This window comes from Skermanella pratensis, assembly GCF_008843145.1.
Classification (GTDB): Bacteria; Pseudomonadota; Alphaproteobacteria; order Azospirillales; family Azospirillaceae; genus Skermanella; species Skermanella pratensis.
The window spans coordinates 4154573-4179406 of sequence record NZ_CP030265.1; the positions used below are offsets into that span (position 1 = coordinate 4154573).

The window sequence follows — 24834 nt, forward strand, 5'->3', positions numbered from 1 at the left end:
TTGAGATTGACAGTATGCTGGTAGATCTATCTCGGCTTCGGCCTTTTGAGGTACCATCGCGCTCGGCACGGGGGCGCCAAGCGGAAGGAGCAGACGCTCGGACTGCCCGAGCGGCGATTCACCGGCTGGGCTTCCAATCTCCGGCGGTTCATTATCCCGCAATCGACCATCGAGCAGTTCCGGGGCAAACCTGCAGAAGATGCATACCTTAGAGTCGAAAGATCCGCAGAACGGCATCGCTCCCGACGAGAGGCATTATGCGCGCCTGCTCCAGGGCATGCTCGACAGCGCGTTCATCGGACTGATGGCTTTCCGCTCCGTCCGGGACCCGGCGGGACGCATCGTCGATTTCGAGTGGGTACTGGTCAATGCCGCGGCGGAAGCGATGATCGGCCGGCCGGCCCTCGACCTGATCGGCCGGCTCCTCCTGGAGAAGATGCCGGGCAACCGCGCCGACGGGCTGTTCGACGCCTATGTCGGCGTGGTGGAGAGCGGCGAGCCCTGGGAAGGCGAACGCTGGTATGACCATGACGGCATCCGGCGCTGGTTCACGATCCGGGCGGCGCGGCTGGAGGACGGCTTCGCCGTGACCTTCGCCGACATCACGGAGGCCAAGCGGGTCGAGCGCGAGCTGCTGGACAGCCGGGAATTGCTGACCCTGGCCCTCCAGGCCGGCCGCGACGGCATCTGGGACTGGGACTTGCGGACCGGGCGGATCTGGTTCTCCCCCCAGTGGAAGGCTCAGCTCGGCTATGGGGACCACGAGATCCCGAACACGCTCGAGGCCTGGGGCGATCTGATCCTGCCCGAGGACAAGGCGGAAGCGCTCCGGCTGGTCGAGGACTACAATTCCGGCCGCGTGGACGGCTTCGAGGCGGTCCAGCGGTTCCGGCACAAGCGCGGGCACATCGTCTATATCTACAGCCGGGCGATCCATGTGCTCGATGCCGGCGGCAAGGCCGTGCGCATGGTCGGCGCGCACACCGACATCACCCAGCAGAAATGTTCGGAGGAGACGGCGCGGCAGGCCGAGCAGCGCCTGCGCGAGGCGATCGACGCGATCCCCGACGGCTTCGTCCTGTTCGACGCCGACGACAGGATGGTGATCTGCAACGAACGCTACTGCACCATCTACGGCATGCCGCCGGATGCCTTCCAGCCCGGCATGAGCTTCGCCGAGATCCTGAGGCTCTATACCGAGGAGGTCCGGCCGGACGAGGCGACCGGGCATCCCGGCGGCATCGACGGCTGGATCCGGGACCGGCTGGAAGCCCACGAGAACCCCGGCACCCGGATCGAGCGCCGGCTGGGCGACGGCCGCTGGCTGCGGATCGAGGAGCGCCGCACGCGCGACGGCGGCATCGTCGGGACCCGAAGCGACATCACCTGGATGAAGGACCAGGAGCGCAGGCTGCGCGAGCAGGCGCAGCTTACGGAAGCGATCCTCGACGCGATCCCGGTGAACGTCTTCGTCAAGGACGAGGCGCGGCGCTTCGTTCTGTTCAACCGGCATTTCGCCAACTACATCCAGCGCGAGAAGGACTCGCTGATCGGCCGGACGGCCCATGACATATTCGACCGGCAGACCGCCGACCGGCTCGACGCGGAGGACCGGCAGGTGCTCCAGGAAGGCGCCCTGCTGAACTCGGTGATCGACCTGGAGGTCGGCGGAAGGACCCGCACCCTGCTGGCCCACAAGCATGTCGAGGAACTGGGCGACCGCCGCCTGCTGATCGGCTCGTCGGTCGACATCACGCACCGGCGGGAAGCGGAAAAGGCCCTGGCGGAGAGCGAGGCCCGCTTCCGCGACCTGATCGAGGGATCGATCCAGGGCATCGTGATCCACCGCGGCTTCCGCCCCCTGTTCGTCAACGGGGCCTTCGCGCGGATGCACGGCTACCCATCGGCCGACGAGGTCATGGCCCTGCCCTCGCTGCTGGCCCTGCTGACGGAGGAGCGCCGGGCCGTGGCCGCGGCGGGCCTCGGGGACCTGATGAACTGTTCCGACCCCGACGCGATGGCCTGCCGCGAGCCGCACCTGCGCAAGGACGGCGCCCTGATATGGGTAGACGTCCAGGGCCGCGTGGTCGACTGGATGGGGGAGCCGGCGCTCCAGGTCACCGTGATCGACGTGACCGACCGCAAGCGGTTCGAGGACGAGCTGGAGCGCGCCCGGCGCGACGCGGACGAGCAGCGCGAGCGGGCGGAGGCGGCCAACCTGGCGAAGTCCCAGTTCCTGGCGATGATGAGCCACGAGCTTCGGACCCCCATGACGGGCGTTCTGGGGATGATCGACCTGCTGCTGGGCGGCGACCTGCCGGAGGAGCAGCAGGGCTTCGTCGAGGTGCTGCGCACGTCGGCCGGCACGCTGATGAACATCCTGAACGACATCCTCGACTTCTCGAAGATCGAGGCCGGCCAGCTCCGGCTGGAGACGATCGAGTACCGGCCCCGCGAGGTGATCGACGAGGTGGTCCGGCTGTTCGCGGCGCGGGCGTCGGCGAAGGGCGTCGGGCTGCAGGTGACGGTGGGCAGCAGGATGCCGGCCGTTGTCCGGGGCGACCCGACGCGGCTGCGCCAGGTGCTGTTCAACCTGGTCGGCAACGCGATCAAGTTCACGGAGCGCGGGCGGATCACCTTGCTGGCCGACCGGGAGGGCACGTCCGAGAGCGGCTTCGGGACCATGCTGTCCTTCGAAGTCGTCGATACCGGCATCGGCATGACGCAGGAGGAGCAGGCGCGCCTGTTCGAGGCGTTCGTCCAGGCCGACAGCTCGACCACCCGGCGCTTCGGCGGGACCGGCCTGGGCCTCGCGATCTGCCGCCGCCTGGTCACGGCCATGGGCGGAGAGATCGGGGTCCGGAGCACGCCCGGCGGCGGCTCCTCGTTCCGGTTCACCATCCGGGCGGAAGCCGCGGTCCTGCCGGAGGCGTCCCCGCGGCCGTCGCGGACGGTGCCGGAAGCGTCGCGGGCCTGCCGGGTGCTGCTGGCCGAGGACAGCGACATCAACAGGATGATGATCTCGACCGGGCTCCAGCGCATGGGCCATTCGGTCGAGGCGGTCGCGAACGGCCAGCTGGCACTGGAAGCGGCGGCGCGCGAGCGGTTCGACATCGTGCTTATGGACATGCAGATGCCGGTGATGGACGGCCCGGCGGCGGCGCGGGCGATCCGCGAGCTGGACCCGCCGTTCCGGTCGGTGCCGATCGTGGCGCTGACCGCGGATGCTATGCCGGAGAGCCGCGAAGCCTACGCCGCGGCCGGGCTGGACGGGTTCCTCACCAAGCCGATCGAGTGGGCCAGGCTTTCCGCCGTGATCGTGGATCTGGTCGACCGCTGCGAGTCGGCGTCGCCGGCGCCGGCCGAGGAAACCGCCGGGACGGCCGGCATGGCGGCGAAGCTGAGCGAGCTCGCCCGGGCGGTCGGCCGGGAGAACCTGGACGCGATGCTGGCGGTGGTTCCCGACGCGGCGCGGCGCGAGCTGGCGCGCCTGCGCGCGGCCGGCGACAACCGCGCCGAGGCCGTGAGCGCGGCCCACAGCCTTCACGGCCTCGCCGCCAATTTTGGCCTGGAGCGGCTGCGCCGGCTGGCGGAGGCGGTGGAGTCCGGACAGACGCCGGCTAACGGCGCCGAGGCTCAGATCGCGGAGGCGATCGATGAATGCGAGGCGACGATCGCCGGATGGCGGGACGGCTTCCGGGTCGCCTCACAGGGTTTCGCCGGCGCCGACGACCGGCGCTCCCTCAGACCCGGATCACCTTGCCCGGGTTCATGATGTTCTTCGGGTCGAGCGACTGCTTGATCATGCGCATGACGCTGACCGCCTCGCCGTGCTCGGCGGGCAGGAAGTGCATCTTGCCGTAGCCGACCCCGTGCTCGCCGGTGCAGGTGCCGCCCATGGCGAGCGCGCGCATCACCATGCGCTCGTTCAGCTCGGCGGCTTCCGCGAGCTCGGCCGGGTTGGCGGGATCGACCAGGTATACCAGGTGGAAGTTGCCGTCGCCGACATGGCCGACCAGGGGCGCCGTCAGGCTGGACGACGCGATGTCGGCCTTGGTATCGACGATGCACTCGGCGAGGCGGGAGATCGGCACGCAGACGTCGGTCGGCCAGCCTTTGGAGCCGGGGCGGAGCGCCAGCGCCGCGTAATAGGCCTCGTGCCGGGCCTGCCACAGGCGGGAGCGGTCCTCGGGGCGGGCCGCCCACTGGAAATCGACGCCGCCGTACTCCTCCGCGATGGCGGAGACCATCTCGGCCTGTTCCTTGACGCCGGCCTCGGTCCCGTGGAACTCGAAGAACAGGGTCGGGGCGACCTTGTAGTCCAGTTTGCTGTAGGCGACGACCGCGCTCATCTGGACCTCGTCCAGCAGCTCGATCCGAGCCACGGGAATGCCGGACTGGATCGTCGCGATGACGGTATCCACCGCGTCCTTGATGGTCGGGAACGGGCAGACCGCGGCGGAGACCGCCTCCGGGATGCCGTAGAGGCGCAGGGTCACCTCGGTGATGACGCCCAGCGTACCCTCGGCACCGACGAACAGGCGGGTCAGGTCGTAGCCGGCGGCCGACTTGCGGGCGCGTCCGCCGGTCCTGATGATGCGGCCGTCGGCCATCACCACGGTCAGGCCCAGCACGTTCTCGCGCATCGTGCCGTAGCGCACCGCGTTGGTGCCGCTGGCCCGGGTCGAGGCCATGCCGCCCAGGGAGGCGTCGGCGCCGGGATCGATCGGGAAGAACAGGCCGGTGTCGCGCAGGTGCTCGTTGAGCTGCTTGCGGGTCACGCCGGCCTGGACCGTGACGTCCAGGTCTTCCGGGCTGACCCGCAGCACGGCGTTCATGCCGGAGAGATCGATGCAGACGCCGCCCTGCAGGGCCGCGACGCCTCCTTCCAGCGAAGTGCCGGTGCCGAACGGGACGACCGCGGTGTCGTAGCGGGCGCAGGCCGCGACGACTGCCGCGACCTCCTCCGTGCTCCGGACGAAGGCGACCGCGTCGGGCGGGACGACGGGGTGGTAGGATTCGTCCTTGCCATGATGATCCCGGACCGCGGCCGAGGTGCTCAGCCGGTCGCCGAGCAGGGTTCGAAGCTCGTCGATCAGGGCTGCGTCGGCGGGAGCGCGGGATTCCACGGCATGCACGGTCGCGGGGGCGGTCATGGCGATTTCCTCAAGCTGGCGTTTTCCGGCAGCCTAAGGGAGCGGGCCTGCCGCCGCAAGGTCGTGTGGTGATACCAATTCCGCAGGCCTGCCCGTCACGGACCGGGCGTCAGACCTTCGTAATAGGCTGCCAGCGCCTCGATCTCCGCATCGGTCAGTGACTTGGCGACGACGTTCATCACCTCGCTCTTGCGCGCCCCACTGCGGAAAAGCTCCAGCTGCTGGACCATGTAGAGGGATTTCTGACCGGCCAGGTTGGGAAACACCGGGGAGGTACCGATACCGTCACGGCCGTGGCAGGTGACGCAGGTGCCCAGCTTGGGAACGTTCGGCGCCTGGGCGGCGGCGGCGAGGGGAATGAGCGCGATGGCGGAGGCCAGCGCGGCGGCAGGCAACTTCATGACGACCCCGGAAACTGCTTCAGGAAATCCCGGGGCGCGGACGGGCGCGCCCCGGGTTGGCAGGCGTTACTGGCCTTCGTAGGAGATGCGGTAGATCGCTCCGGCCGTGTCGTCGGAAATCAGGAGGGAGCCGTCCAGGTATTGCTGGACGTCGACCGGGCGGCCGAGATATTCGCCGGTCTCCTCGTCCAGCCAGCCCGACGCGAACACTTCCGTGCCCGCCGCCTTGCCGTCCGCACCGACCCGGGTGAACATGATCCGGGCGCCGATCGGCGTGGTGCGGTTCCAGGAGCCGTGCTGGGCGCTGAAGATGCCGCCCCTGTACTGCGCCGGGAACATCCTGCCGTTATAGAAGGTCAGGCCGAGGTCGGCCGCGTGGGCGTCCATCTCGACCTCGGGGAAGACGAGGTCGGCCGGCGGCTCGTCCTTCGACCAGTCCTCCGTGCGCACCTTGCCGCCGCCGTACCAGGGATGGCCGAAATTCTGGCCGGCCTGGGTGATGCGGTTGATCTCGCCCGGCGGGATGTCGTCGCCCATGCCGTCCACCTGGTTGTCGGTGAACCAGAGCAGCTTGTCGGCGGGATTGAAGGCGATGCCGACCGAGTTCCGGATGCCCCGGGCATAGGTCTCCTGCCCGGTACCGTCCCGGTTCATGCGCTGGATGGTGCCGTAGGGGTCCATGTTCGACCCCTTCTCGTTGGGCCACACGTTGTAGGGCTGCCCCAGCGAGACGTAGAGCTTGTTGTCGGGACCGATGGTGCAGACGCGGGCGCCGTGGTTGAAGTGCTCCTCCTCCTTGGGCAGGAACTGGTCCTTGACGACCTGCACGGCGACGTCGGGGCCTTCGTAGAAGAACTCGACCGCCGGGAAGGCCAGCACGCGGTTGTGCTCGGCGACATAGAGGATGCCGTCGGGGCTCATGCACATGCCGTTGGGGATCTTGAAGTTTACGCTGGGGGCGAAGCGCTTGACCTCCTCGGCGTGGCGGTCCTTGTCGCGGTCGGTCACCGCCCAGACGTCGGTCTTGCGGGTGCCGACATAGACGGCACCGACATTGCGGCCGACCGCCATGTGCCGGGCGTCGGGCACGATCGCGTAGACGTCGATCTTGAATCCGGGAGGAAGCTTGATCCTCTCCAGGTTCTTGCGGAGCTGGGCCAGCTTCGCCGGGTCCTGGGGCACCGTCTTCAGCGTCAGGTCGGTTCCCGTGGTCCGGAAATCCTGCAGGCGGTTCAGATTTTCCTGCGCCAGGGCGGGCGCCCCGGCAAGGCAGGTTCCAAGCAGAAGGCAGCCGACGAAAGTCCTCAGACCAGGCATGTATTTTTCCTCCCGATTGTTTCACCTGGAACTTCTTGCGAGTCCCATGGCTTGCTTGAACTTAAATCCAAGAGTACTTGGTCAAGGGCCTGCCGGGCGGGCGCGCAAGTGGTAATACCAGCGAGCGGCCAGGTCTCACCCTGCCCGCCCGAAGCCTCCGCCGCTGGGCGTCTCGATCACCATCACGTCGCCGGCATGCATTTCGACCTTCTCGGTCGGTCCGAGGGTCTGGACGGAGCCGTCGGTGCGCTCGACGCGGGCGCTGCCCGGTTCGCCCGGCTCCCCGCCGTCCATGCCGAACGGGGGCACCACGCGGTGGTTGGACAGGATCGCGGCGGTCATGGGCTCCAGGAAACGCATGCGCCGGACGGTGCCGTCGCCGCCCCGGTGCCGCCCCCGGCCGCCGGAGCCCCTGCGGATCCGGAACGACTCCAGCAGGACCGGGAAGCGCCATTCCAGCACCTCCGGGTCGGTCAGGCGGGAGTTGGTCATGTGGGTGTGAACGGCGTCGGTGCCGTCGAAATCCGGCCCGGCGCCCGACCCGCCGCAGATCGTCTCGTAATATTGGTAGCGTTCGTCGCCGAAGGTGAAGTTGTTCATGGTGCCCTGGGCCGCGGCCATCACGCCGAGCGCCCCGTACAGCGCATCGGTGACGCATTGCGAGGTCTCGACATTGCCGGCGACCACGGCGGCCGGATACCGCGGAGCCAGCATGGAGCCTTCGGGAATGACGATGCGCAGCGGCTTGAGGCAGCCGTCGTTCATCGGGATGTCGTCGTCCACCAGGGTGCGGAAGACGTAGAGCACGGCGGCCCGGCAGACGGCGGAGGGAGCGTTGAAGTTGTCGTCGAGCTGGGGGCTGGTGCCGGTGAAGTCGATGACGGCGCTGCGCGCCTCCCGGTCGATGGAGATCCGGACATGGATCTCGGCGCCGTTGTCGAGGCGCTGGACGAAGCTGCCGTCCTTCAGCACGCCGAGCACGCGGCGGACCTGCTCCTCCGCGTTGTCCTGGACATGGCCCATATAGGCGGTCACCGTTTCCAGTCCGAAATGATCCACCATCCGGCGAAGTTCCTGAACGCCCTTCTCGTTGGCGGCGAGCTGCGCCTTGAGGTCGCCGACATTCTGGACCGTGTTGCGGACGGGATGGGGGCCGGAGGTCAGGAGTTCGTGCAGGGCCTCCTCCCGGAAGGTGCCGCCGTCGACCAGCATGAAATTGTCGATCAGCACCCCCTCCTCGTCGATCCTCCGGCTGTCGGGCGGCATCGAGCCGGGGGTGATGCCGCCGACATCGGCATGGTGGCCGCGCGAGGCGACGTAGAACAGCACGTCGCGGCCGGCATCGTCGAACACGGGGGTGACCACCGTGATGTCCGGCAGGTGGGTTCCGCCGTTGTAGGGATCGTTCAGCATGAAGGCATCGCCCGGCTTCATGCCTGCCGCTCCCGGTACGCCGCGGCGGCGGATGATCGCGCGGACGCTCTCGCCCATCGATCCCAGATGCACCGGCATGTGGGGCGCGTTGGCGATCAGGCCGCCCTCCGCGTCGAACAATGCGCAGGAGAAGTCGAGGCGTTCCTTGATATTGACCGAATAGGCGGTGTTCTCCAGCGTCACGCCCATCTGTTCCGCGATCGACATGAACAGGTTGTTGAACACTTCCAGCATGACCGGGTCGACGCGGGTGCCGACCGCGACGCGCGACGGCAGCGCCTCGACGCGGGCCATGACGAGATGGTCGCGATTGGTGACCTCGGCGCGCCAGCCGGGCTCGACCACGGTGGTGGCGTTGGTCTCCCGCAGGATCGCGGGGCCGTCGATCCGGTCGCCGGGGCGAAGCGCGGTCCGGTCGAACACGGGAGTGCCGTTCAGGCTGGCGAGCGGCTGGAGCGGGGACCAGCGAGGTCCGGGCGCCAGTTCCGGGTCGTCCGCCGTCGCGGTGGAGCCGATCACCTCGACCGACACGGCCTCGACCACCAGGGGCTTGCCGGCCATGGCGAAACCGTAGCGCTGGCGGTGCGCGGTCTCGAATGCGTAGTGGATGGTTTCGACGTCGCCGAAGTCGACGGCCAGGGCGGTGTCGGTGCCCTGGTACTTCAGGTGGACCGTCCTGACCACGCGGATATCGGCGCCGCCCAGATCCTGGACCGAAAGCTCATGGCGGCCGTCGGCCTCCAGCTCGTCCAGGGTGGTGGACAAGGCCGGGACCAGGCCCGGTTCCAGCAGGGCCTCCACCGCCCGCTCGCGGATCGTCACCGTGTCGGCCAGCCCCATGCCGTAGGCGGACAGGACGCCGGCATGGGGATGGATGAACACCCGCTTCATGCCCAGCGCATCGGCCACAAGGCAGGCATGCTGCCCGCCGGCCCCGCCGAAGCAGGTCAGGGTATATCCGGTGACGTCGTAGCCGCGCTGGACCGAGATCTGCTTGATGGCGTTGGCCATGTTCTCGACCGCGATTTTCAGGAAGCCTTCGGCGACCTCCTCCGGCGTGCGGGTGTCGCCGGTGGCCCGCCGGATCTCCTCCGCCAGCGCCGCGAACTTCTTCCGCACCACCTCGGCGTCGAGCGGCTGGTCGGCGTCCGGCCCGAAGACCCGGGGGAAGAAATCCGGGTGGAGCTTGCCGAGCATGACATTGCAGTCGGTCACCGTCAGCGGGCCGCCCCGGCGGTAGCAGGCGGGGCCGGGGTTGGCGCCGGCGCTTTCCGGTCCGACCCGGTAACGGCTGCCGTCGAACACGCAGATCGAGCCGCCGCCGGCGGCGACGGTGTTGATCCGCATCATCGGAGCCCGCATCCGGACGCCGGCCACCTGCGTCTCGAAGGTGCGCTCGAACTCGCCGGCATAGTGGGACACGTCGGTCGAGGTGCCGCCCATGTCGAAGCCGATGATGCGGTCGAACCCGGCCATGGTGGATGTCCGGACGGCGCCGACGATGCCGCCGGCCGGGCCGGAGAGGATGGAATCCTTGCCGTGGAACAGGCGGGCGTCGGTCAAGCCGCCGTTCGACTGCATGAACATCAGCCGGGTATCGCCCAGCTGGGCCGCCACCTGATCGACATAGCGGCGCAGGATCGGCGACAGGTAGGCATCGACCACGGTGGTGTCGCCCCGGCCGACCAGCTTCATCAGCGGGCTGACCTCGTGACTGACGGAGACCTGGGTGAAGCCGATCGAGCGGGCGACGTCGGCGACGGCGCGCTCGTGCTCCGGATAGCGGTACCCGTGCATGAAGACGACGGCGCAGGAACGGATGCCGGCCTCGAAGGCGCGCGCCAGCCCGGCCCGCGCGGCGGCGAGGTCGACCGGGACCAGCGTGCGGCCGTCGGCGCCCATGCGCTCCGGAACCTCGACCGTGTGGGCGTAGAGCTGTTCCGGCAGGACGATGTGGCGGGCGAAGATCTTCGGCCGCGCCTGGTACCCGATGCGCAGCGCGTCGGCGAAGCCCCTGGTGGTGACCAGGACGGTGGGTTCCCCCTTCCGCTCCAGCAGGGCGTTGGTGGCGACCGTGGTCCCCATCTTGACCGCGTCGATGCGGTCGGCCGGGATCGGCGCTCCGGCCGGGACGCCGAGCAGGTCGCGGATGCCCTGGAGGGCGGCGTCGGCGTATCGTTCCGGATTGTCGGACAGCAGCTTGTGCGTAACGACCGCGCCGTCCGGCTTTCTCGCCACCACGTCGGTGAAGGTGCCGCCGCGATCGATCCAGAATTGCCACTTGCCGGTCATGCCCTGCCCGCTCCCCTGATTTCCGAATTGGTTTCGCACCGCAACATTATTGAGGCACACCCGCTTGGAATGTGCCACCCCAGCGGATTATCTTCTATGTCATGAAAGCCATGATCGTTTCGATGGCGGTCCTGTTGTTTCTGCTGACCGGCCCGATGCTGGTGGTAGCGATGGGAACCGTGACGCTGGGGGGGCATTGGTCCACCGCCAGCCGACAATCCTCCAACCAGGCTCCCGATCCGGCGACGACACCCGAAGCGGTCGTGCAGGTCTATGCCGCGCGCGCCTTCTCGTGGCGGGGAGCCTTCGGCACCCATCCCTGGTTCGCCGTCAAGGCGGCCGGCGCCCCGGATTATACCGTGTACGAGAAAATCGGCTGGCGCGTCATGCGGGGCCTGCCGGCGATCTCGATTGCCCGGCGGACGCCCGATGGCTACTGGTTCGGCCAGAAGCCGACGATCCTGGCGGAACTGCGCGGCCCGGCCGCCGAGGCCGCCATCGCCAAGCTGGACGCCGCCGCCAAGGCGTACCCGTACAACGGCACCTACCGGATCTGGCCGGGTCCCAACAGCAACACCTTCGCCGCCTTTGTCGGCCGGGCGGTGCCGGAACTGCGCCTCGACCTGCCGCCCACCGCCCTGGGCAAGGATTACCTGGCGCCGTGGAGCCTGTTCGCGTCGGCGCCCAGCGGGACCGGCTGGCAGCTGTCGATATTCGGCGTGGCCGGCGTGCTGGTCGCGGTGGAGGAAGGCATCGAGCTCAACGTGCTGGGCCTGACCGTCGGCATCGACCCCCTGGACCTCGCGATCAAGCTGCCGGGCCTGGGACGGCTGGGACCGGGCCGGGGCGCGGAGGTGGACGAGGAGATCCTGGAGCGCGGCCGGGACCGCCAACCGCCGGAATGAGGCTTCCCAGGGTTGGAACGTAGGTCGGCCTTGGCCCGAAGGGCCAACGCCGACATGTCGGCCGGAACGTCGGCGTAAGAAGTCGGCGTTCGCCTTCGGCGAAGGCCGACCTACGGCTGCTGAGCTTCAGCAAGAATGTCGCGGAGCAAGCATTCGGCCGCATGCTATCGTGAACGCATGAGATACCGACGCGACCGCACCGCGGGCGGAACCTACTTCTTCACCGTGGTCACACACGAACGGCTGCCGATTCTCGCCAGTCCGGAGGCGGTCGATGCCTTGCGGTCGGCTTTTCGCAAGGTTCGTAGCGACCGCCCTTTCGTGATCAAAGCGATCGTCGTCCTGCCGGACCACCTGCATACCTTATGGACGCTGCCGGAAGGTGACGCCGACTATTCCATGCGGTGGCGGCTGATCAAACGTAGCTTCTCGGCGGCTGTCGACGCTCGGTCACGTGTCTGGCAGAACCGCTTCTGGGAACATCGGGTTCGTGACGAGACCGACTGGTGCCGTCACATCGACTATATCCACTGGAATCCGGTCAAGCACGGTATCGTGAATGAAGCTTGGGAATGGCCTTATTCGAGCTTCAACACCCATGTGCAGCGTGGCACCTATCCAGCGGATTGGCACCCGATCATCGAACCGGCCCTCACGCCGCCGCGGGTTCCGGGTCCGGGGCACCCTGCCACTGCTCGAGCACGCCGTTGACCATGGCCGTGCCGCCGTCGAGCGCTTCCTGGAGCAGGCTCACCTGGTCGGGCCAGGGCAGTTCGAGGCGGCCGGTGACCTCGCCGCAGTCGCTTTCCAGATTGCCGAGGAACTTGCGGACGATCGCCTGCATTCGGCGGTTGCTGATCAGGCAGATCAGCACGAGGCGGCGAATCGTCCGGTTGCGCGCGACGGTCAGGATGCGGCGCATCACGCCCGACCCGAAGCCCTGGTTCTGGAAGCCCGGCTCGACGCTGACCGCCAGTTCGCCCTCGCCCGGCCAGACCTTCGGCTCGGTGCGCAGTTCGGCGACCGCGCGCAGTTCGCCGCGCACGAAGCAGCCGACCATGATGGTGAAGCGCCAGTCTATGCCGCGGCAATAGCCGGCGATCGCCTCATCGGACTTGAAGCCGCAGAAGCGGGAATAGCGATCGTTCGCCGAGAGCCGGAGAAGGTGATCGCGATAGGTGTTCAGGTCGGTGGGAAGGAGCTTGCGATAGACCGTCATGGACGTGGTGCTTCCGTGGAATAACTGCCGTTGACGCCTTCATTCCTGGAGCTTCCTTCCCTCGGCCGCGTGTCGCGCCCGTTTCCGGCCGATCGATACGACCTCTACCCTTATGTTGCACTGCAGCAAACGGTTTAGAAGGGGGGATGGTTGCCGCGTCGAGAAAAAACAGCGGCTGGTAACGTCCATGTCACAGTTGGCGATGGCGAAATCGGTGGCTATGCTCGGCACGTCGCCACTGCCGGACCTGTTGCAAGAATCATGAGTATCTGGGGAAAATTTCTGGGCGGAGCCGCGGGCTTCGCCATCGGCGGCCCGATCGGGGGTCTTCTCGGGGCGGTCGCCGGCCACGCCGTAGACCTGTACCGCGAGGAGGAGGGGGAAACCGACGCGACCCAGCAGATCGCCTTCACCATCGGCGTGATCGCGCTCGGCGCCAAGATGGCCAAGGTGGACGGCGTGGTGACCCGCCACGAGGTCGACGCCTTCAAGCAGGTGTTCAAGATCCCGTCGGAAGAGATGAAGAATGTCGGGCGCATCTTCGACATGGCGCGCCGCGACAGCCAGGGCTGGGAACCCTATGCCAAACAGATCGCCAAGCTGCTGGCCGACCGTCCCGCCGTGCTGGAAGACCTGCTTGACGGTCTGTTCCACATCGCGCGGGCCGACGGCGAGCTGCGCGAGGCCGAGATCGGCTACCTGGAAGGCATCTCGAAGGTGTTCGGCTTCTCCGACCGGGACTTCCTGCGCATCCGGGCGAGCAACGGCTGCGCGCCCAAGGACGACCCCTACGCCGTGCTCGGCCTGACCCCGGACGCCACCGACGAGGAGATCAAGGCGGCGCACCGCGGCCTGGTGCGCGACCATCATCCCGACCGCCTGATCGCCCAGGGCTTGCCGCAGGATTTCGTCGACATCGCCAACGACAAGCTGGCGTCGATCAATGCCGCCCACGACCGCATCCGCAAGGAACGCGGCGCCGTGATGGAGACCGCGTGACCGCCTTGCGGAGTTAGCGCTTGCCGAGACCGGGGGGATCTCCTTTATAGCTTCGGATCATGGCACCTAACCCTCCCCTGGTCGCGCTGATGGGCGCCACGGTCACTTTCGGCGGTCTGCCGGTGTTCGAGAAGATCGATCTCGGCATCGCGCGGGGCGACAAGGTGTGCCTGGTCGGACGCAACGGCAGCGGCAAATCCACCCTCATGAAGCTCTTGTCCGGACAGATCGCGCCGGACGACGGCGAACGTTTTCTCCAACCCGGCGCGCGCGTGGCCTATCTGGCGCAGGAACCCTCGTTCGATGGCTATGCGACGGTCCACGACTTCGTCGCCGAAGGGCTGCCGCCCGACGACCAGGACGCCCTGCACCGGGTCGACGCGGTGCTCGACCGGCTGAGCTTGGCGGTCGACCGGTCGCCCGCCAGCCTGTCCGGCGGCGAGGCGCGCCGCGCGGCACTGGGACGGGCGCTGGTCTCCGCCCCCGACGTCCTGCTGCTGGACGAGCCGACCAACCATCTGGACCTGCCGACGATCGAATGGCTGGAAGGCGAGCTGCAGTCCTATCGCGGCGGGCTGCTGCTGATCAGCCACGACCGTGCCTTCCTGTCCAAGCTGTCGCGTCGGACCCTGTGGCTCGACCGCGGCGGCATCCGCGAGACCGAGCGCGGCTTCGCGGAGTTCGAAGCCTGGCAGCAGGAGGTCTTCGCGTCGGAGGAGATCGCGGCCCACAAGCTGGACCGCAAGATCGCCGCCGAGACCCAGTGGATGCGGGAGGGCATCAGCGCCCGCCGGACCCGCAACATGGGCCGTGTGCGCGCCCTGCAGCAGCTTCGCACCGATCGCGCCGAACGGGTGCGCGGCGGCCAGCAGGTCAAGCTGGGTGTCGCCGAGGGCGAGGCCAGCGGGCGCATGGTGATCGAGGCGGAGCATGTCGCCAAGGGCTTCGACGCGTCGGACGGTCGGCGGGAGGTCGCGAAGGATTTCTCCACCCGCATCCTGCGCGGCGACCGGGTCGGCCTGATCGGCCCGAACGGCGCCGGCAAGACCACGCTGCTCAAGCTCCTGACCGGCCAGATGCCGCCCGATTCGGGGACGGTGCGGCTGGGCGTCAACCTTCAGCCGGTCTATTTCGACCAGCGACGCGCCTCGCTCGATCCGAACGCCACGATCCACCAGACGCTCTGCCCGTTCGGCGGCGACAGCGTCTCGGTCGGCGGCCAGTCCCGGCACGTCGCGTCCTACATGCGGGACTTCCTGTTCGACCCGAAGCTGAAGGATACGCCGACCCGGGCGCTGTCCGGCGGCGAGCGGAACCGGCTGCTGCTGGCGACCCTGTTCGCCCGGCCGTCGAACCTGATGATCCTGGACGAGCCGACCAACGACCTGGACATGGACACGCTCGACCTGCTGGAAGAGGTCCTGAGCGACTATGACGGCACGCTGCTGCTGGTCAGCCACGACCGCGACTTCCTGGACCGGCTGGTGACCTCGGTAATCGCGGTGGAGGGGGCCGGCGAGGTCCAGGAGTATGTCGGCGGCTACTCGGACTACGTCACCCAGCGCCCGGACCGCGGCGCGACGGAAGCGTCCAAGGCCCGGAAGAAGGACGCATCACCGCCCGCCGAGGCCAAGCAGCGCCGCAAGCTGAGCTACCAGCAGCAGCGCGAGCTTGACCAGCTGCCGGGGCGGATGGATGAGCTGGGCGGCAGGATCAGGGCGGCGGAGGCGAGGCTGGCCGACGCCGACTTCTTCAGCCGGGACCCCGCCGGGTTCCAGAAGACCAGCGAGGGCCTGGGCAAGCTTCAGGCGGAGCTGGAAGCGGCGGAGGAACGCTGGCTCGAGCTGGAGGCATTGCGGGAAGAACTGGAAGCCTCCTCTTGAGCTCCCGCGACATCGCCGCCGCCCTGGTCGTCATGGTGATCTGGGGCCTCAACTTCGCCGTGGCCAAGTACGGCTTGCGCGACTTTTCGCCCATGCTGCTGATGAGCCTGCGGTTCGCCATGGTGGCGGTGATGCTCCTGCCGTTCGTGGCGGTGCCGTGGGGGCGCATGAAGGAGATCTTCGTGCTGTCGGTGCTGCTGGGCGGCCTGCACTTCCCGCTGATGTTCACCGGGCTGACCAGGGTGGACGCGGCGGCCGCCTCGATCGCGATCCAGCTCCAGGTGCCGTTCTCCTCCATCCTCGCGGCGATCCTCTACAAGGACAAGCTGGGCTGGCGGCGCGGGCTGGGCATGGCGATCTCGTTCGGCGGCGTGATCGTGATCGCCGGCGAACCCCGGGCCATGGACGGAAGCTGGTATCTGGGGCTGGTGGTGGTGGCCGCGCTGATCTTCTCCATCGTCAATATCCAGATCCGCCGGATCGGCTCGATCAACGGCTTCTCGCTGAATGCCTGGATGTCCGTGATGGCGGCGCCCCAGCTGCTGGCCGTCTCGCTGCTGATGGAGACCGGGCAGGTCGAGCAGATCAGGGCGGCGTCGTGGCTCGGCTGGGGCAGCATCGCCTACATGGCGATCATGGTCACCATCGTGTCCTACGCGTTCTGGTATCCTCTGGTGCGCCGCTACCCGGTCAACCAGACCATGCCGTGGACGCTGCTGGTGCCGGTGTTCGGCGTGCTGTCCGGCGTGCTGCTGCTGGGCGAGCCGCTGACGCCCGCCATGGTGGTCGGCGGATCGCTGACGCTGGTAGGCGTCGCGGTGATCATGATCCGGAAGGCTCCGAAGCAGAACCAGAACCAGTCGGCGACATGACGCTCTCCCCGATCCCGCGACCTTCGCCGAACCAGGAACCGCGCCCGGACGGCGTGCCGGTCGACATCCTGCTGGTCCACTACACCGGCATGCCGACGGGCGCCGGGGCCCTGGAGCGGCTGTGCGACCGGGATTCCCGGGTCAGCGCGCATTATCTGGTGGACGAGGACGGGACGGTGTTCGCCCTGGTGCCGGAGGAGCGGCGGGCCTGGCATGCCGGCGTCGGCTTCTGGCAGGGCGAGCGCGACATCAACAGCCGCTCGATCGGCGTGGAGCTGGCGAACCCCGGGCACGAGTGGGGCTACCGCCCGTTCCCGCCGGCCCAGATGGAGGCATTCGCCGTCCTGGCGCGCGGCATCCTGGATCGGCATGGGATCTTGCCCCACCGGGTGCTCGCCCACTCCGACGTGGCGCCGGCCCGCAAGGAGGATCCCGGCGAACTGTTCGGCTGGCAGGGGCTTGCGGCACGGGGCATCGGGATGTGGCCGGAACCGGAAGCGCTGGACGACGGGCCGGGCTACGCGGTGGCGGAGGCCCAGGACCTGCTGGGCCGGTTCGGCTACGAGGTCGCGGCGTCGGGCGTGCTGGACGCCCCGACCCGCATCGCGGCGACGGCTTTTCAGCGCCATTTCGTCCCCGACCGGGTGGCATTCGGCCTGGACCGGACCTTCATGCGGGTGCTCCGGGCGGCGGTCCGGCAGGCGGAAGCGCCCGTTTCCCGCTGATTCCGCCCTCTTCCCGCCTTCGGCATTGCAATTGTGTTGCATCGCACCCGTCCAGTGCCTAAGTTCCCGGCCGCCAGGTGGCTGGATGGCCGCTTCCCATGGGATCCCATGGGGAGAGGAAAGTCCGGGCTCCACGGAAATACGGTGCCGGGTAACGCCCGGCGGGGGCGACCCCAGGGAAAGTGCCACAGAAAGCAAACCGCCAGCCCAGCGCCGGAGTTCGTCTCCGGAGTCGGCAGGCAAGGGTGAAAGGGTGCGGTAAGAGCGCACCGCGGCTCCGGCAACGGAGACGGCATGGTAAACCCCACCGGGAGCAAGACCGAATAGGGGCGGCTTGGCCACAAGCCTAGCGCATTTCCGCGCCGTCGCCCGGGTTGGTCGCGTGAGGCGTCCGGTAACGGGCGTCCCAGATGAATGGTCATCCACCGCCCCCTTCCGGGTAACCGGATCGTCGGGCGGGGACAGAACCCGGCTTACAGGCCACCTGGCACCCCTTAATTAAGATTTTTCTAATTCAACTTTCAGGATGTTCCTGGCGGTCATGGGTTTTCATGGGCCGGAAGCTGGGACAATGATGGGACGTATCGGGATAATCCTGTGGACAAGCTGTTAGTGACTATTCCGCTAGATTTCCGAAGCCGGTTTTTCCAATCCGAGTCGGTCAATGATTCAAGGACTCATCATTTGAATTCGCCCGATCGTTATAGGAACGAATAGTGAACGAACTTCAGAAACGCTCTTAAGATTAACTTGATGTTTAGGTTCTCGCTAAAAAGCGTTGCATCCACAATCCAACCTTGAGGAAAGACGAACGCAGCCGCGAAATTTCTTGATTCCAAAGGCCAATTACTGGCAACGGCATTGACGGCCCATGAAATCCCATGTTATCCCATACTCATCCAAGCTGCTGGGACGGTACCCTTAAGGTCTAACTCAGGGGGAGAACCTAACCAAGGCGAAGGTGGTGCGGGGCCGATGGCTCGGACCGCAGGGCTTGAGGGTTAAATGGCCATCTTCTTGTCCTCTTTCTTGAATAAGGTAGACAAGAAGGGCCGCGTGTCGGTGCCGGCGTCATTTCGTGGCGTGCTGGCCAAGGACTCCCCCGAAGGCGTTGCGTCCAGCGTGATCGTGTTCCGCTCCCTACAGTTTTCTGCACTCGAAGCGTGTAGTCCGGAGCATATGGACAGGCTGGCCGAAACACTGGATCAAATGGATATTCCGCCGGAGGAGAAGGACCTCTTCCAGGCGACGATCTTCGCCGGCTCGATCCAGCTCGGGATCGACGCCGAGGGCCGGATCCTGATCCCCCAGGACATGCTGGATTATGCCGGGATCACCGAGCAGGCCTCGTTCGTGGCCAACAACAAGACTTTCCAGATCTGGGAGCCGGCCGCCCACGCCGCCCGGATGGAAGAGGCGCGCAAGCTCAGCCGCGCCGCAGGGCTGTCGCTCAGCAGCATCAGCCTGTCGGGCCGCCGGCCAGCCGCCGCCCCGGCGAAGGAATAGGAGGGCGGCATGGCATCGACCAACGAACATGTCCCCGTCCTGCTGGAAGAGGTGGTGGCGGCCCTGGCTCCCCGGGACGGCGGCGTCTATGTGGACGGGACCTTCGGCCGCGGCGGCTATGCCCGCGCGATCCTGGCCGCCGCGGACTGCACCGTCTGGGGGATCGACCGCGACCCCGCGGCGGTCGCCGCGGGCTCGGTCATGGCTGAGGAATTCCCCCATCGGTTGAACGTCATCGAAGGCCCGTTCGGCCGGATGGACGCGCTGCTGCGCGAGGCCGGGGTCGAGGGCGTCGACGGCGTCACGCTGGACCTGGGCGTCTCGTCGCCGCAGATCGACGACCCGGCGCGCGGTTTCTCGTTCCGCGCCGACGGGCCGCTCGACATGCGCATGGGAAATCATGGGATGACGGCCGCCGACGCGGTCAATTCCCTGGGCGAGACCGAACTGGCCGACGTGATCTACCGCCTGGGCGAGGAGCGGATGTCCCGCCGGGTCGCCCGCGCGATCGTGGCCGCCCGCGCCGAACAGCCGATCGAGCGGACCGGCCGGCTGGCCGAGATCGTCCGGCGGGTGGTTCCGAAGAGCCGCGACGGCATCGATCCGGCGACCCGGACCTTCCAGGCGCTCCGGCTCTACGTCAACGACGAGCTGGGCGAGCTGGACCGCGGCCTCGCCGCCTCCGAGCGGCTGCTGCGCCCCGGCGGGCGGCTGGCGGTGGTCTCGTTCCACTCGCTGGAGGACCGCCAGGTCAAGGAATTCCTGCGCCGGCGGTCGGGCAACAGCCCGGCCCCGTCGCGTCACGCACCGGTGGAACGGACGGCCGAAGCGGCGCCGACGTTCCGCCTGATCTCCCGCAAGCCGGTGACGCCCGGCGACACGGAACTCGTCAACAATCCCCGCGCCCGGTCAGCCCGGCTGCGCGCGGCCGAACGCACGAAGGCACCGGCCTTCGAGGAGGCAGCATGATCAGCAAGTCCACGGTGATCTGGCTCGGTCTGGCGGGCCTGGCGAGCGGGGCATTGTTCCACACGAGCTATCGGGTGCAGGCGCTCGGCGAGGACTTGGCCGGGCTGAACCGCGCGATCATCCACGAACAGGAAGCCATTCAGATCCTGAAGGCCGAGTGGAGCTACATGAACGATCCGACCCGGATCGAGGAAATGGCGCGCCGCCACCTGGTGCTCGGCCCGACCGCAGCCGGGCAGATGATCGCCTCGGTCGAGACCATCCCGGCACGGCTGCATCCGGCCGACCCCAACGCGCCGCAGGGCCCCGCGCTGGTCGCCGGAACGGTTCCGATGCCGTCGCGCAAGCCGAGCGCCGGCAGCCTGCAGGCAAGCGCGCCGGCCGGTACCGTCGTGCTCGCCACCTACAAGGTGACGCGATGACCGACATCCACGCGTCACGCCACTGGCACACCGACCGCGCCCAGGCGGCGACGGCGGCCGGCGACCACACCGCCGAGCGGCGCACGGCCGGTCGGGCCGCGCAGGCGCTGGAACAGGCGCGCAGCCGGCTGATGGTGACCGTCGCGATCTTCGCGCTCGCCTTCGGCGCTGTCGGCGTCAAGCTGGTCGACGCCACCGTGATGAGCCAGGGGGGTGACACGGGGCTGGCGCAGGCCGCCTCCGCCAATGCCATCCCGGCCAGCCGCGCCGACATCGTGGACCGCAACGGCGTGCTGCTGGCGAGCTCGCTGGCGACGGCGTCGCTGCATGCCGACCCCAAGCTGGTGATCAACCCGCTGGAGGCGACGCAGAAGCTGACCTCCGTCCTGACCGACCTGGACTACCAGGACACCCTGGCCAAGCTGAAGAGCGACAAGCGGTTCGTCTGGATCCGACGGAACCTGTCGCCGCGCGAGCATTACGAGGTCAACCGGCTCGGCATCCCCGGCCTCTATTTCCAGCGCGAGGAGCGCCGGGTCTACCCGAACGCCAACCTGACCGCCCATGTCGTGGGCTTCACCGGCGTCGACAACAACGGCCTGATGGGGGTCGAGCAGTCGTTCGACAGCCGCCTGAGGTCGTCGAGCGAACCGGTCCAGCTCTCCCTGGACGTGCGCCTCCAGCACCTGGTCAAGCGGGAGCTCCAGAGTGCCGTGGACGAGTTCCAGGCCCTGGGCGGCGCCGGCATGATCATGGACGTCAAGACCGGCGAGGTCCTGGCGATGGTCTCGCTGCCGGACTTCGACCCCCACGTCCCGACCAACGACGAGAACGCGCGCTTCAACCGCAACACGCTCGGCGTGTACGAGATGGGCTCGACGTTCAAGATCTTCAATTCGGCCCTCGCCCTGGAATCGGGCAAGATCCGCATGGGCGACAGCTTCGACGCGACCAAGTCCGTCCGCGTCGGACGCTTCACGATCAGCGACTACCATGGCAAGAACCGCTGGCTGACCGTTCCCGAAGTCTTCATGTACTCGTCCAACATCGGCTCGGTCCGGATGGCGATGGAGGTCGGCACGCCGGGCCAGCGGGCGCTGATGGACAAGCTGGGCCTGCTCAGGCGGTCGCCGGTCGAGATCCCCGAGGTGGGGATGCCGATGGTGCCCCACCCGTGGCGCGAAGCCAGCACCATGACGATCTCCTTCGGGCACGGCCTGTCGGTCAGCCCGATCCAGATGGCCTCGGCCACCGCCGCAACGGTCAACGGCGGCCTGCTGCACCCGCCCACCCTGCTGAAGCGCAACCCCGGCGATCCGGTACCCGCGGAGCGCGTAATTTCGCCACAAACCTCCGACCAAATCCGCCGTCTGATGCGCCTGGTCGTGACCCAGGGCACGGCGACCGGAGCCGCCGCCCCCGGCTACGTGGTCGGCGGCAAGACGGGTACCGCGGAGAAGACCAGTGGGCGTGGCTATGCGAAGAAGGCTCTGTTGTCGTCGTTCATCGGCGCGTTCCCGATCCAGGACCCCCGCTATCTGGTGATGGCGATGGTCGACGAGCCGAAGGGCAACAAGCGCACCTACGGCTACGCCACCGGCGGCTGGGTCGCGGCACCGCTGGCGGGCAGGATCATCCAGCAGATGGGGCCGCTGATGGGCATCAACCCGATCGACGAGAACCGGCCCGACATCCGCACGGCCACGGAAATCCATCTCAATCCCCGGGGAAGTACCCTTGCGTCTTACTGACCTCGCCTCCTCAGAGACCACCCCGGCCGCGCCGCTCCAGGCCCGCGATCCCCTGATCGCGGGCCTGACGAGCGATTCGCGTGCGGTGAAGCCGGGTTTTCTGTTCGCGGCCCTGCCGGGGAGCCGGGCCGACGGGCGGGCCTTCGTGGCCGACGCGGTGGCGCGCGGCGCGGTGGCGGTGCTGGGTCCGCCCGGCACGGTGCTGCCGGACGGGACGCCCGACGGCGTGGCGTTGATCGAGGACGAGAACCCCCGGCGCCGGCTGGCGCTGATGGCGGCCCGCTTCCACGGGCGCCAGCCGGCCCACGTGGCGGCAGTGACCGGTACCAACGGCAAGACCTCCACCGTGCAGTTCGCGCGCCAGCTCTGGGCCCTTCTGGGCCATCGGGCGGCCAGCCTGGGAACGCTCGGCATCACGGCGCCGGGGCTGGAGCGTTACGGCTCGCTGACCACGCCGGACACGGTGTCCCTGCACCAGGCGCTCGCCGAGCTTGCCGATGCCGGGATCGACCATCTCGCCATGGAGGCATCGAGCCACGGACTCGACCAGTACCGCCTGGACGGCGTGGCGATCGAAACCGCAGGTTTCACAAATTTGTCACGCGACCATCTGGATTACCACGGCAGTATGGAAGCTTACCTCGCGGCCAAGTCGATGCTGTTCGACCGCATCCTGCCTCCCGGCGGGACGGCGGTGCTGAACGCGGACGCGCCCGAGTTCACCCATCTGTCAGAGCTGTGTTCGCGGCGTGGTCATCGCCTGATCGGCTATGGCACACAGGCGAAGGAGCTTGTCTTGCGCGACCTGATCCCCCTGCCCCACGGACAGCGCCTGAAGCTGACCGTGCTCGGCCGGGACCACGACATCGGCCTGCCGCTGGCCGGACGCTTCCAGTGCATGAACGCCCTGTGCGCGCTGGGCATGGCGATCGGCACCGGCACCGACGCCGACGAGGCGGCGGCGGCGCTCGAACGGCTGGGCGGCGTCCGCGGCCGGCTGGAGCTGGTCGCCCGCCACCCCTCGGGCGCCCCGATCTATGTGGACTACGCCCACACGCCCGACGCGCTGGAGACGGTGCTGAGGGCCCTGCGCCCCCACGCGGCGGAGCGGCTGGTGGCGGTGTTCGGCTGCGGCGGCGACCGCGACCGGGGCAAGCGGCCGGTCATGGGCGAGCTGGCGGACCGGCTGGCCGACCGGGCCATCGTGACCGACGACAATCCCAGGACCGAGGCGGCGGAGGCGATCCGGCGCGAGATCATGGCCGGCTGCCCGGGCGCCGAGGAGATCGGCGACCGCGCCGCGGCGATCCGCGCCGCCGTCCGGGACCTGGCCGAGGGCGACGTGCTGGTGATCGCCGGCAAGGGCCACGAGCAGGGCCAGATCGTCGGCACCGAGGTGCGGCCGTTCGACGACGCCGAAGAAGCGCGCGCCGCCCTGCGGGAGGCCCCGGTCCGATGACCCAAGCTCCGATGATCCAAGCCCCCGTCCTCTGGACCGCCGGCGATGTCGCGGCGGCGACCAACGGCACCCTGCACGGCCCCGCCGGCGCACCGGTCTGGCAGGCGACCGGCGTGTCGATCGACAGCCGCACGATCCGGCCGGGCGACCTGTTCATCGCGCTGAAGGGGCCGAACTTCGACGGCCACCGCTACGTGGCGCAGAGCCTGGCGGCCGGCGCCGCGGCCGCCCTGGTGTCGCACCGCCCGGACGGCGTCGGGCCGGACGCACCGCTGGTCATGGTCGAGGACACCTTCGCCGCCCTCCAGGACCTGGGCTCGGTGGCGCGGCTGCGCACCGACGCGAAGATCGTCGCGGTGACCGGGTCGGTCGGCAAGACCAGCACCAAGGAGGCGCTGGGCACCTGCCTGTCGGCATTGGCGCCGACCTTCGCCACGGCGGGAAGCCTGAACAACCATTGGGGCGTGCCGCTGAGCCTGGCGCGCATGCCGGCCGACTGCACCTACGCGGTGTTCGAGCTGGGCATGAACCATGCCGGCGAGATCGGGCCGCTGTCCCGCCAGGTCCGCCCCGACGTCGCCGTGATCACGACCGTGGAGGCCGTCCACCTGGAGCACTTCCCCTCGGTCGAGGCGATCGCCGACGCCAAGGCGGAGATCTTCGAGGGCATGGCGCCCAACGGCGCCGTGGTCCTGAACCGCGACAACCCCCATTACGCCCGGCTGGTCGCCGCCGCCCGCACCCGCGGCCTGTCGCGCATCCTGGGCTTCGGCAAGGCCGACGACGCCAGCGCCCGGCTGACCGACTGCTCGATCCACGCGACCTGCAGCGCGGTCAACGCGGTGATCAAGGGCGAGGCGCTGCAGTATTGCCTGGCGCTTCCCGGCCGCCACCACGTGATGAACAGCCTGGCCGTGCTGCTGGCGGTCCGCGCGCTGGGCGGCGACGTCGCCGCGGCGGCGCGGGCGATGGCGACGCTGAAGCCGATCAAGGGACGGGGGGCCCGCCGGCGCGTGCAGCTGGCCCAGGGCGCCCTGACCGTGATCGACGAGAGCTACAACGCCAGCCCGGTCTCCATGGAGGCGAGCTTCCAGGTGCTGGCCAAAGGGGACCCGGGCGTCGGCGGGCGGCGCATCGCCGTGCTGGGCGACATGCTGGAACTGGGCGAGCGCTCGCCCCTGCTGCACGCGGCCCTGGCCGAACCGCTGAAGGCCGCCTCGGTGGACCTGGCGTTCTGCGCCGGCCCCGACATGAAGCACCTGTTCGACAAGCTGCCGGCCCCGATGCGCGGCGCCTGGGCGCCGGACAGCGCGGCGCTGGCCCCCCTGGTGGCCGGGGCGGTGCGCGCCGGCGACGTCCTGATGGTCAAGGGGTCGGCCGGCAGCCGCATGGCCACCGTGGTCGAAGCGGTCGCGGCGCTGGATGCCGGTGCCGACGCCCATTCCGATCCAACCTCCCGAACGACTCCCGACGAAATTCCCGACGACAAGGCGCAACGCGCCGCACGGCAGGGCTGAGGCGATT

18 protein-coding genes and 1 other RNA gene are annotated in these 24834 nt (G+C 68.5%); 14 read left to right on the top strand and 5 right to left on the bottom strand.

The features are described from left to right. Nucleotides 1-199 precede the first annotated feature (199 nt). Nucleotides 200-3775: a PAS domain S-box protein gene (locus DPR14_RS19110; protein WP_158046570.1), complete on the top strand. Its 3576-nt coding sequence runs from the start codon at nucleotides 200-202 to the stop codon at nucleotides 3773-3775. Here DPR14_RS19110 and DPR14_RS19115 read toward each other — a convergent pair. The 4 genes from DPR14_RS19115 to DPR14_RS19130 form a co-directional block, all read right to left on the bottom strand. Next, a complete protein-coding gene (locus DPR14_RS19115) occupies nucleotides 3744-5156 on the bottom strand; it encodes an FAD-linked oxidase C-terminal domain-containing protein (RefSeq protein ID WP_158046571.1) in 1413 nt (470 codons plus the stop codon). The two genes, DPR14_RS19110 and DPR14_RS19115, sit on opposite strands and share 32 nt — an antisense overlap. A 95-nt stretch (nucleotides 5157-5251) precedes the next feature. Then, nucleotides 5252-5557: a c-type cytochrome gene (locus DPR14_RS19120; RefSeq protein ID WP_158046572.1), complete on the bottom strand. Its 306-nt coding sequence runs from the start codon at nucleotides 5555-5557 to the stop codon at nucleotides 5252-5254. A gap of 66 nt (nucleotides 5558-5623) precedes the next feature. Further along, entirely contained in the window at nucleotides 5624-6874 is a 1251-nt protein-coding gene (locus tag DPR14_RS19125; RefSeq protein WP_158046573.1) for a PQQ-dependent sugar dehydrogenase, read from the bottom strand. Nucleotides 6875-7009: 135 nt separating this feature from the next. Continuing rightward, entirely contained in the window at nucleotides 7010-10600 is a 3591-nt protein-coding gene (locus DPR14_RS19130) for a hydantoinase B/oxoprolinase family protein (protein WP_158046574.1), read from the bottom strand. A gap of 101 nt (nucleotides 10601-10701) precedes the next feature. Between DPR14_RS19130 and DPR14_RS19135 the strand changes: the two genes are divergently transcribed. Both DPR14_RS19135 and DPR14_RS19140 read left to right on the top strand, forming a co-directional pair. Then, a complete protein-coding gene (locus DPR14_RS19135; RefSeq protein ID WP_158046575.1) occupies nucleotides 10702-11505 on the top strand; it encodes a DUF3750 domain-containing protein in 804 nt (267 codons plus the stop codon). A 135-nt stretch (nucleotides 11506-11640) separates the two neighbouring features. Further along, nucleotides 11641-12216 carry an REP-associated tyrosine transposase gene (locus DPR14_RS19140; protein ID WP_211103825.1) on the top strand — a complete coding sequence of 192 codons (576 nt, stop codon included), beginning with the start codon at nucleotides 11641-11643 and terminating at the stop codon, nucleotides 12214-12216. Here DPR14_RS19140 and DPR14_RS19145 read toward each other — a convergent pair. Next, a complete protein-coding gene (locus DPR14_RS19145) occupies nucleotides 12158-12724 on the bottom strand; it encodes a GNAT family N-acetyltransferase (RefSeq protein ID WP_158046576.1) in 567 nt (188 codons plus the stop codon). The two genes, DPR14_RS19140 and DPR14_RS19145, sit on opposite strands and share 59 nt — an antisense overlap. Before the next feature lie 261 nt (nucleotides 12725-12985). Between DPR14_RS19145 and DPR14_RS19150 the strand changes: the two genes are divergently transcribed. The 11 genes from DPR14_RS19150 to DPR14_RS19200 all read left to right on the top strand — a co-directional run bounded on the left by DPR14_RS19150 (nucleotide 12986) and on the right by DPR14_RS19200 (nucleotide 24827). Next, nucleotides 12986-13723, top strand: coding sequence for a TerB family tellurite resistance protein (locus DPR14_RS19150; protein WP_158046577.1), 738 nt, complete (start codon nucleotides 12986-12988; stop codon nucleotides 13721-13723). Between the two features lie 59 nt (nucleotides 13724-13782). Further along, nucleotides 13783-15606: an ATP-binding cassette domain-containing protein gene (locus DPR14_RS19155; RefSeq protein WP_158046578.1), complete on the top strand. Its 1824-nt coding sequence runs from the start codon at nucleotides 13783-13785 to the stop codon at nucleotides 15604-15606. Beyond that, nucleotides 15603-16478: a DMT family transporter gene (locus DPR14_RS19160; RefSeq protein ID WP_158046579.1), complete on the top strand. Its 876-nt coding sequence runs from the start codon at nucleotides 15603-15605 to the stop codon at nucleotides 16476-16478. Before DPR14_RS19155 ends, DPR14_RS19160 begins: the two co-directional genes overlap by 4 nt. Then, on the top strand, nucleotides 16475-17203 hold the full coding sequence (locus DPR14_RS19165; RefSeq protein ID WP_158046580.1) for an N-acetylmuramoyl-L-alanine amidase: 729 nt from the start codon (nucleotides 16475-16477) through the stop codon (nucleotides 17201-17203). The genes DPR14_RS19160 and DPR14_RS19165 overlap by 4 nt, the downstream gene beginning before the upstream one ends. A 73-nt stretch (nucleotides 17204-17276) precedes the next feature. Then, an RNA gene (gene rnpB, locus DPR14_RS19170) (RNase P RNA component class A) lies at nucleotides 17277-17695 on the top strand. A 513-nt stretch (nucleotides 17696-18208) separates the two neighbouring features. Further along, nucleotides 18209-18709: a division/cell wall cluster transcriptional repressor MraZ gene (locus DPR14_RS19175; RefSeq protein WP_158046581.1), complete on the top strand. Its 501-nt coding sequence runs from the start codon at nucleotides 18209-18211 to the stop codon at nucleotides 18707-18709. Between the two features lie 9 nt (nucleotides 18710-18718). Then, entirely contained in the window at nucleotides 18719-19678 is a 960-nt protein-coding gene (gene rsmH, locus DPR14_RS19180) for a 16S rRNA (cytosine(1402)-N(4))-methyltransferase RsmH (RefSeq protein ID WP_158046582.1), read from the top strand. Beyond that, nucleotides 19675-20100, top strand: a complete 426-nt coding sequence (gene ftsL / locus DPR14_RS19185) for a cell division protein FtsL (protein ID WP_158046583.1) — start codon at nucleotides 19675-19677, stop codon at nucleotides 20098-20100. Before rsmH ends, ftsL begins: the two co-directional genes overlap by 4 nt. Next, entirely contained in the window at nucleotides 20097-21851 is a 1755-nt protein-coding gene (locus DPR14_RS19190; protein WP_158046584.1) for a peptidoglycan D,D-transpeptidase FtsI family protein, read from the top strand. Before ftsL ends, DPR14_RS19190 begins: the two co-directional genes overlap by 4 nt. Further along, nucleotides 21838-23310, top strand: coding sequence for a UDP-N-acetylmuramoyl-L-alanyl-D-glutamate--2,6-diaminopimelate ligase (locus DPR14_RS19195; protein ID WP_158046585.1), 1473 nt, complete (start codon nucleotides 21838-21840; stop codon nucleotides 23308-23310). Before DPR14_RS19190 ends, DPR14_RS19195 begins: the two co-directional genes overlap by 14 nt. Further along, nucleotides 23307-24827 carry a UDP-N-acetylmuramoylalanyl-D-glutamyl-2,6-diaminopimelate--D-alanyl-D-alanine ligase gene (locus DPR14_RS19200; RefSeq protein WP_246148343.1) on the top strand — a complete coding sequence of 507 codons (1521 nt, stop codon included), beginning with the start codon at nucleotides 23307-23309 and terminating at the stop codon, nucleotides 24825-24827. Before DPR14_RS19195 ends, DPR14_RS19200 begins: the two co-directional genes overlap by 4 nt. The last annotated feature ends 7 nt before the right edge of the window (nucleotides 24828-24834 follow it).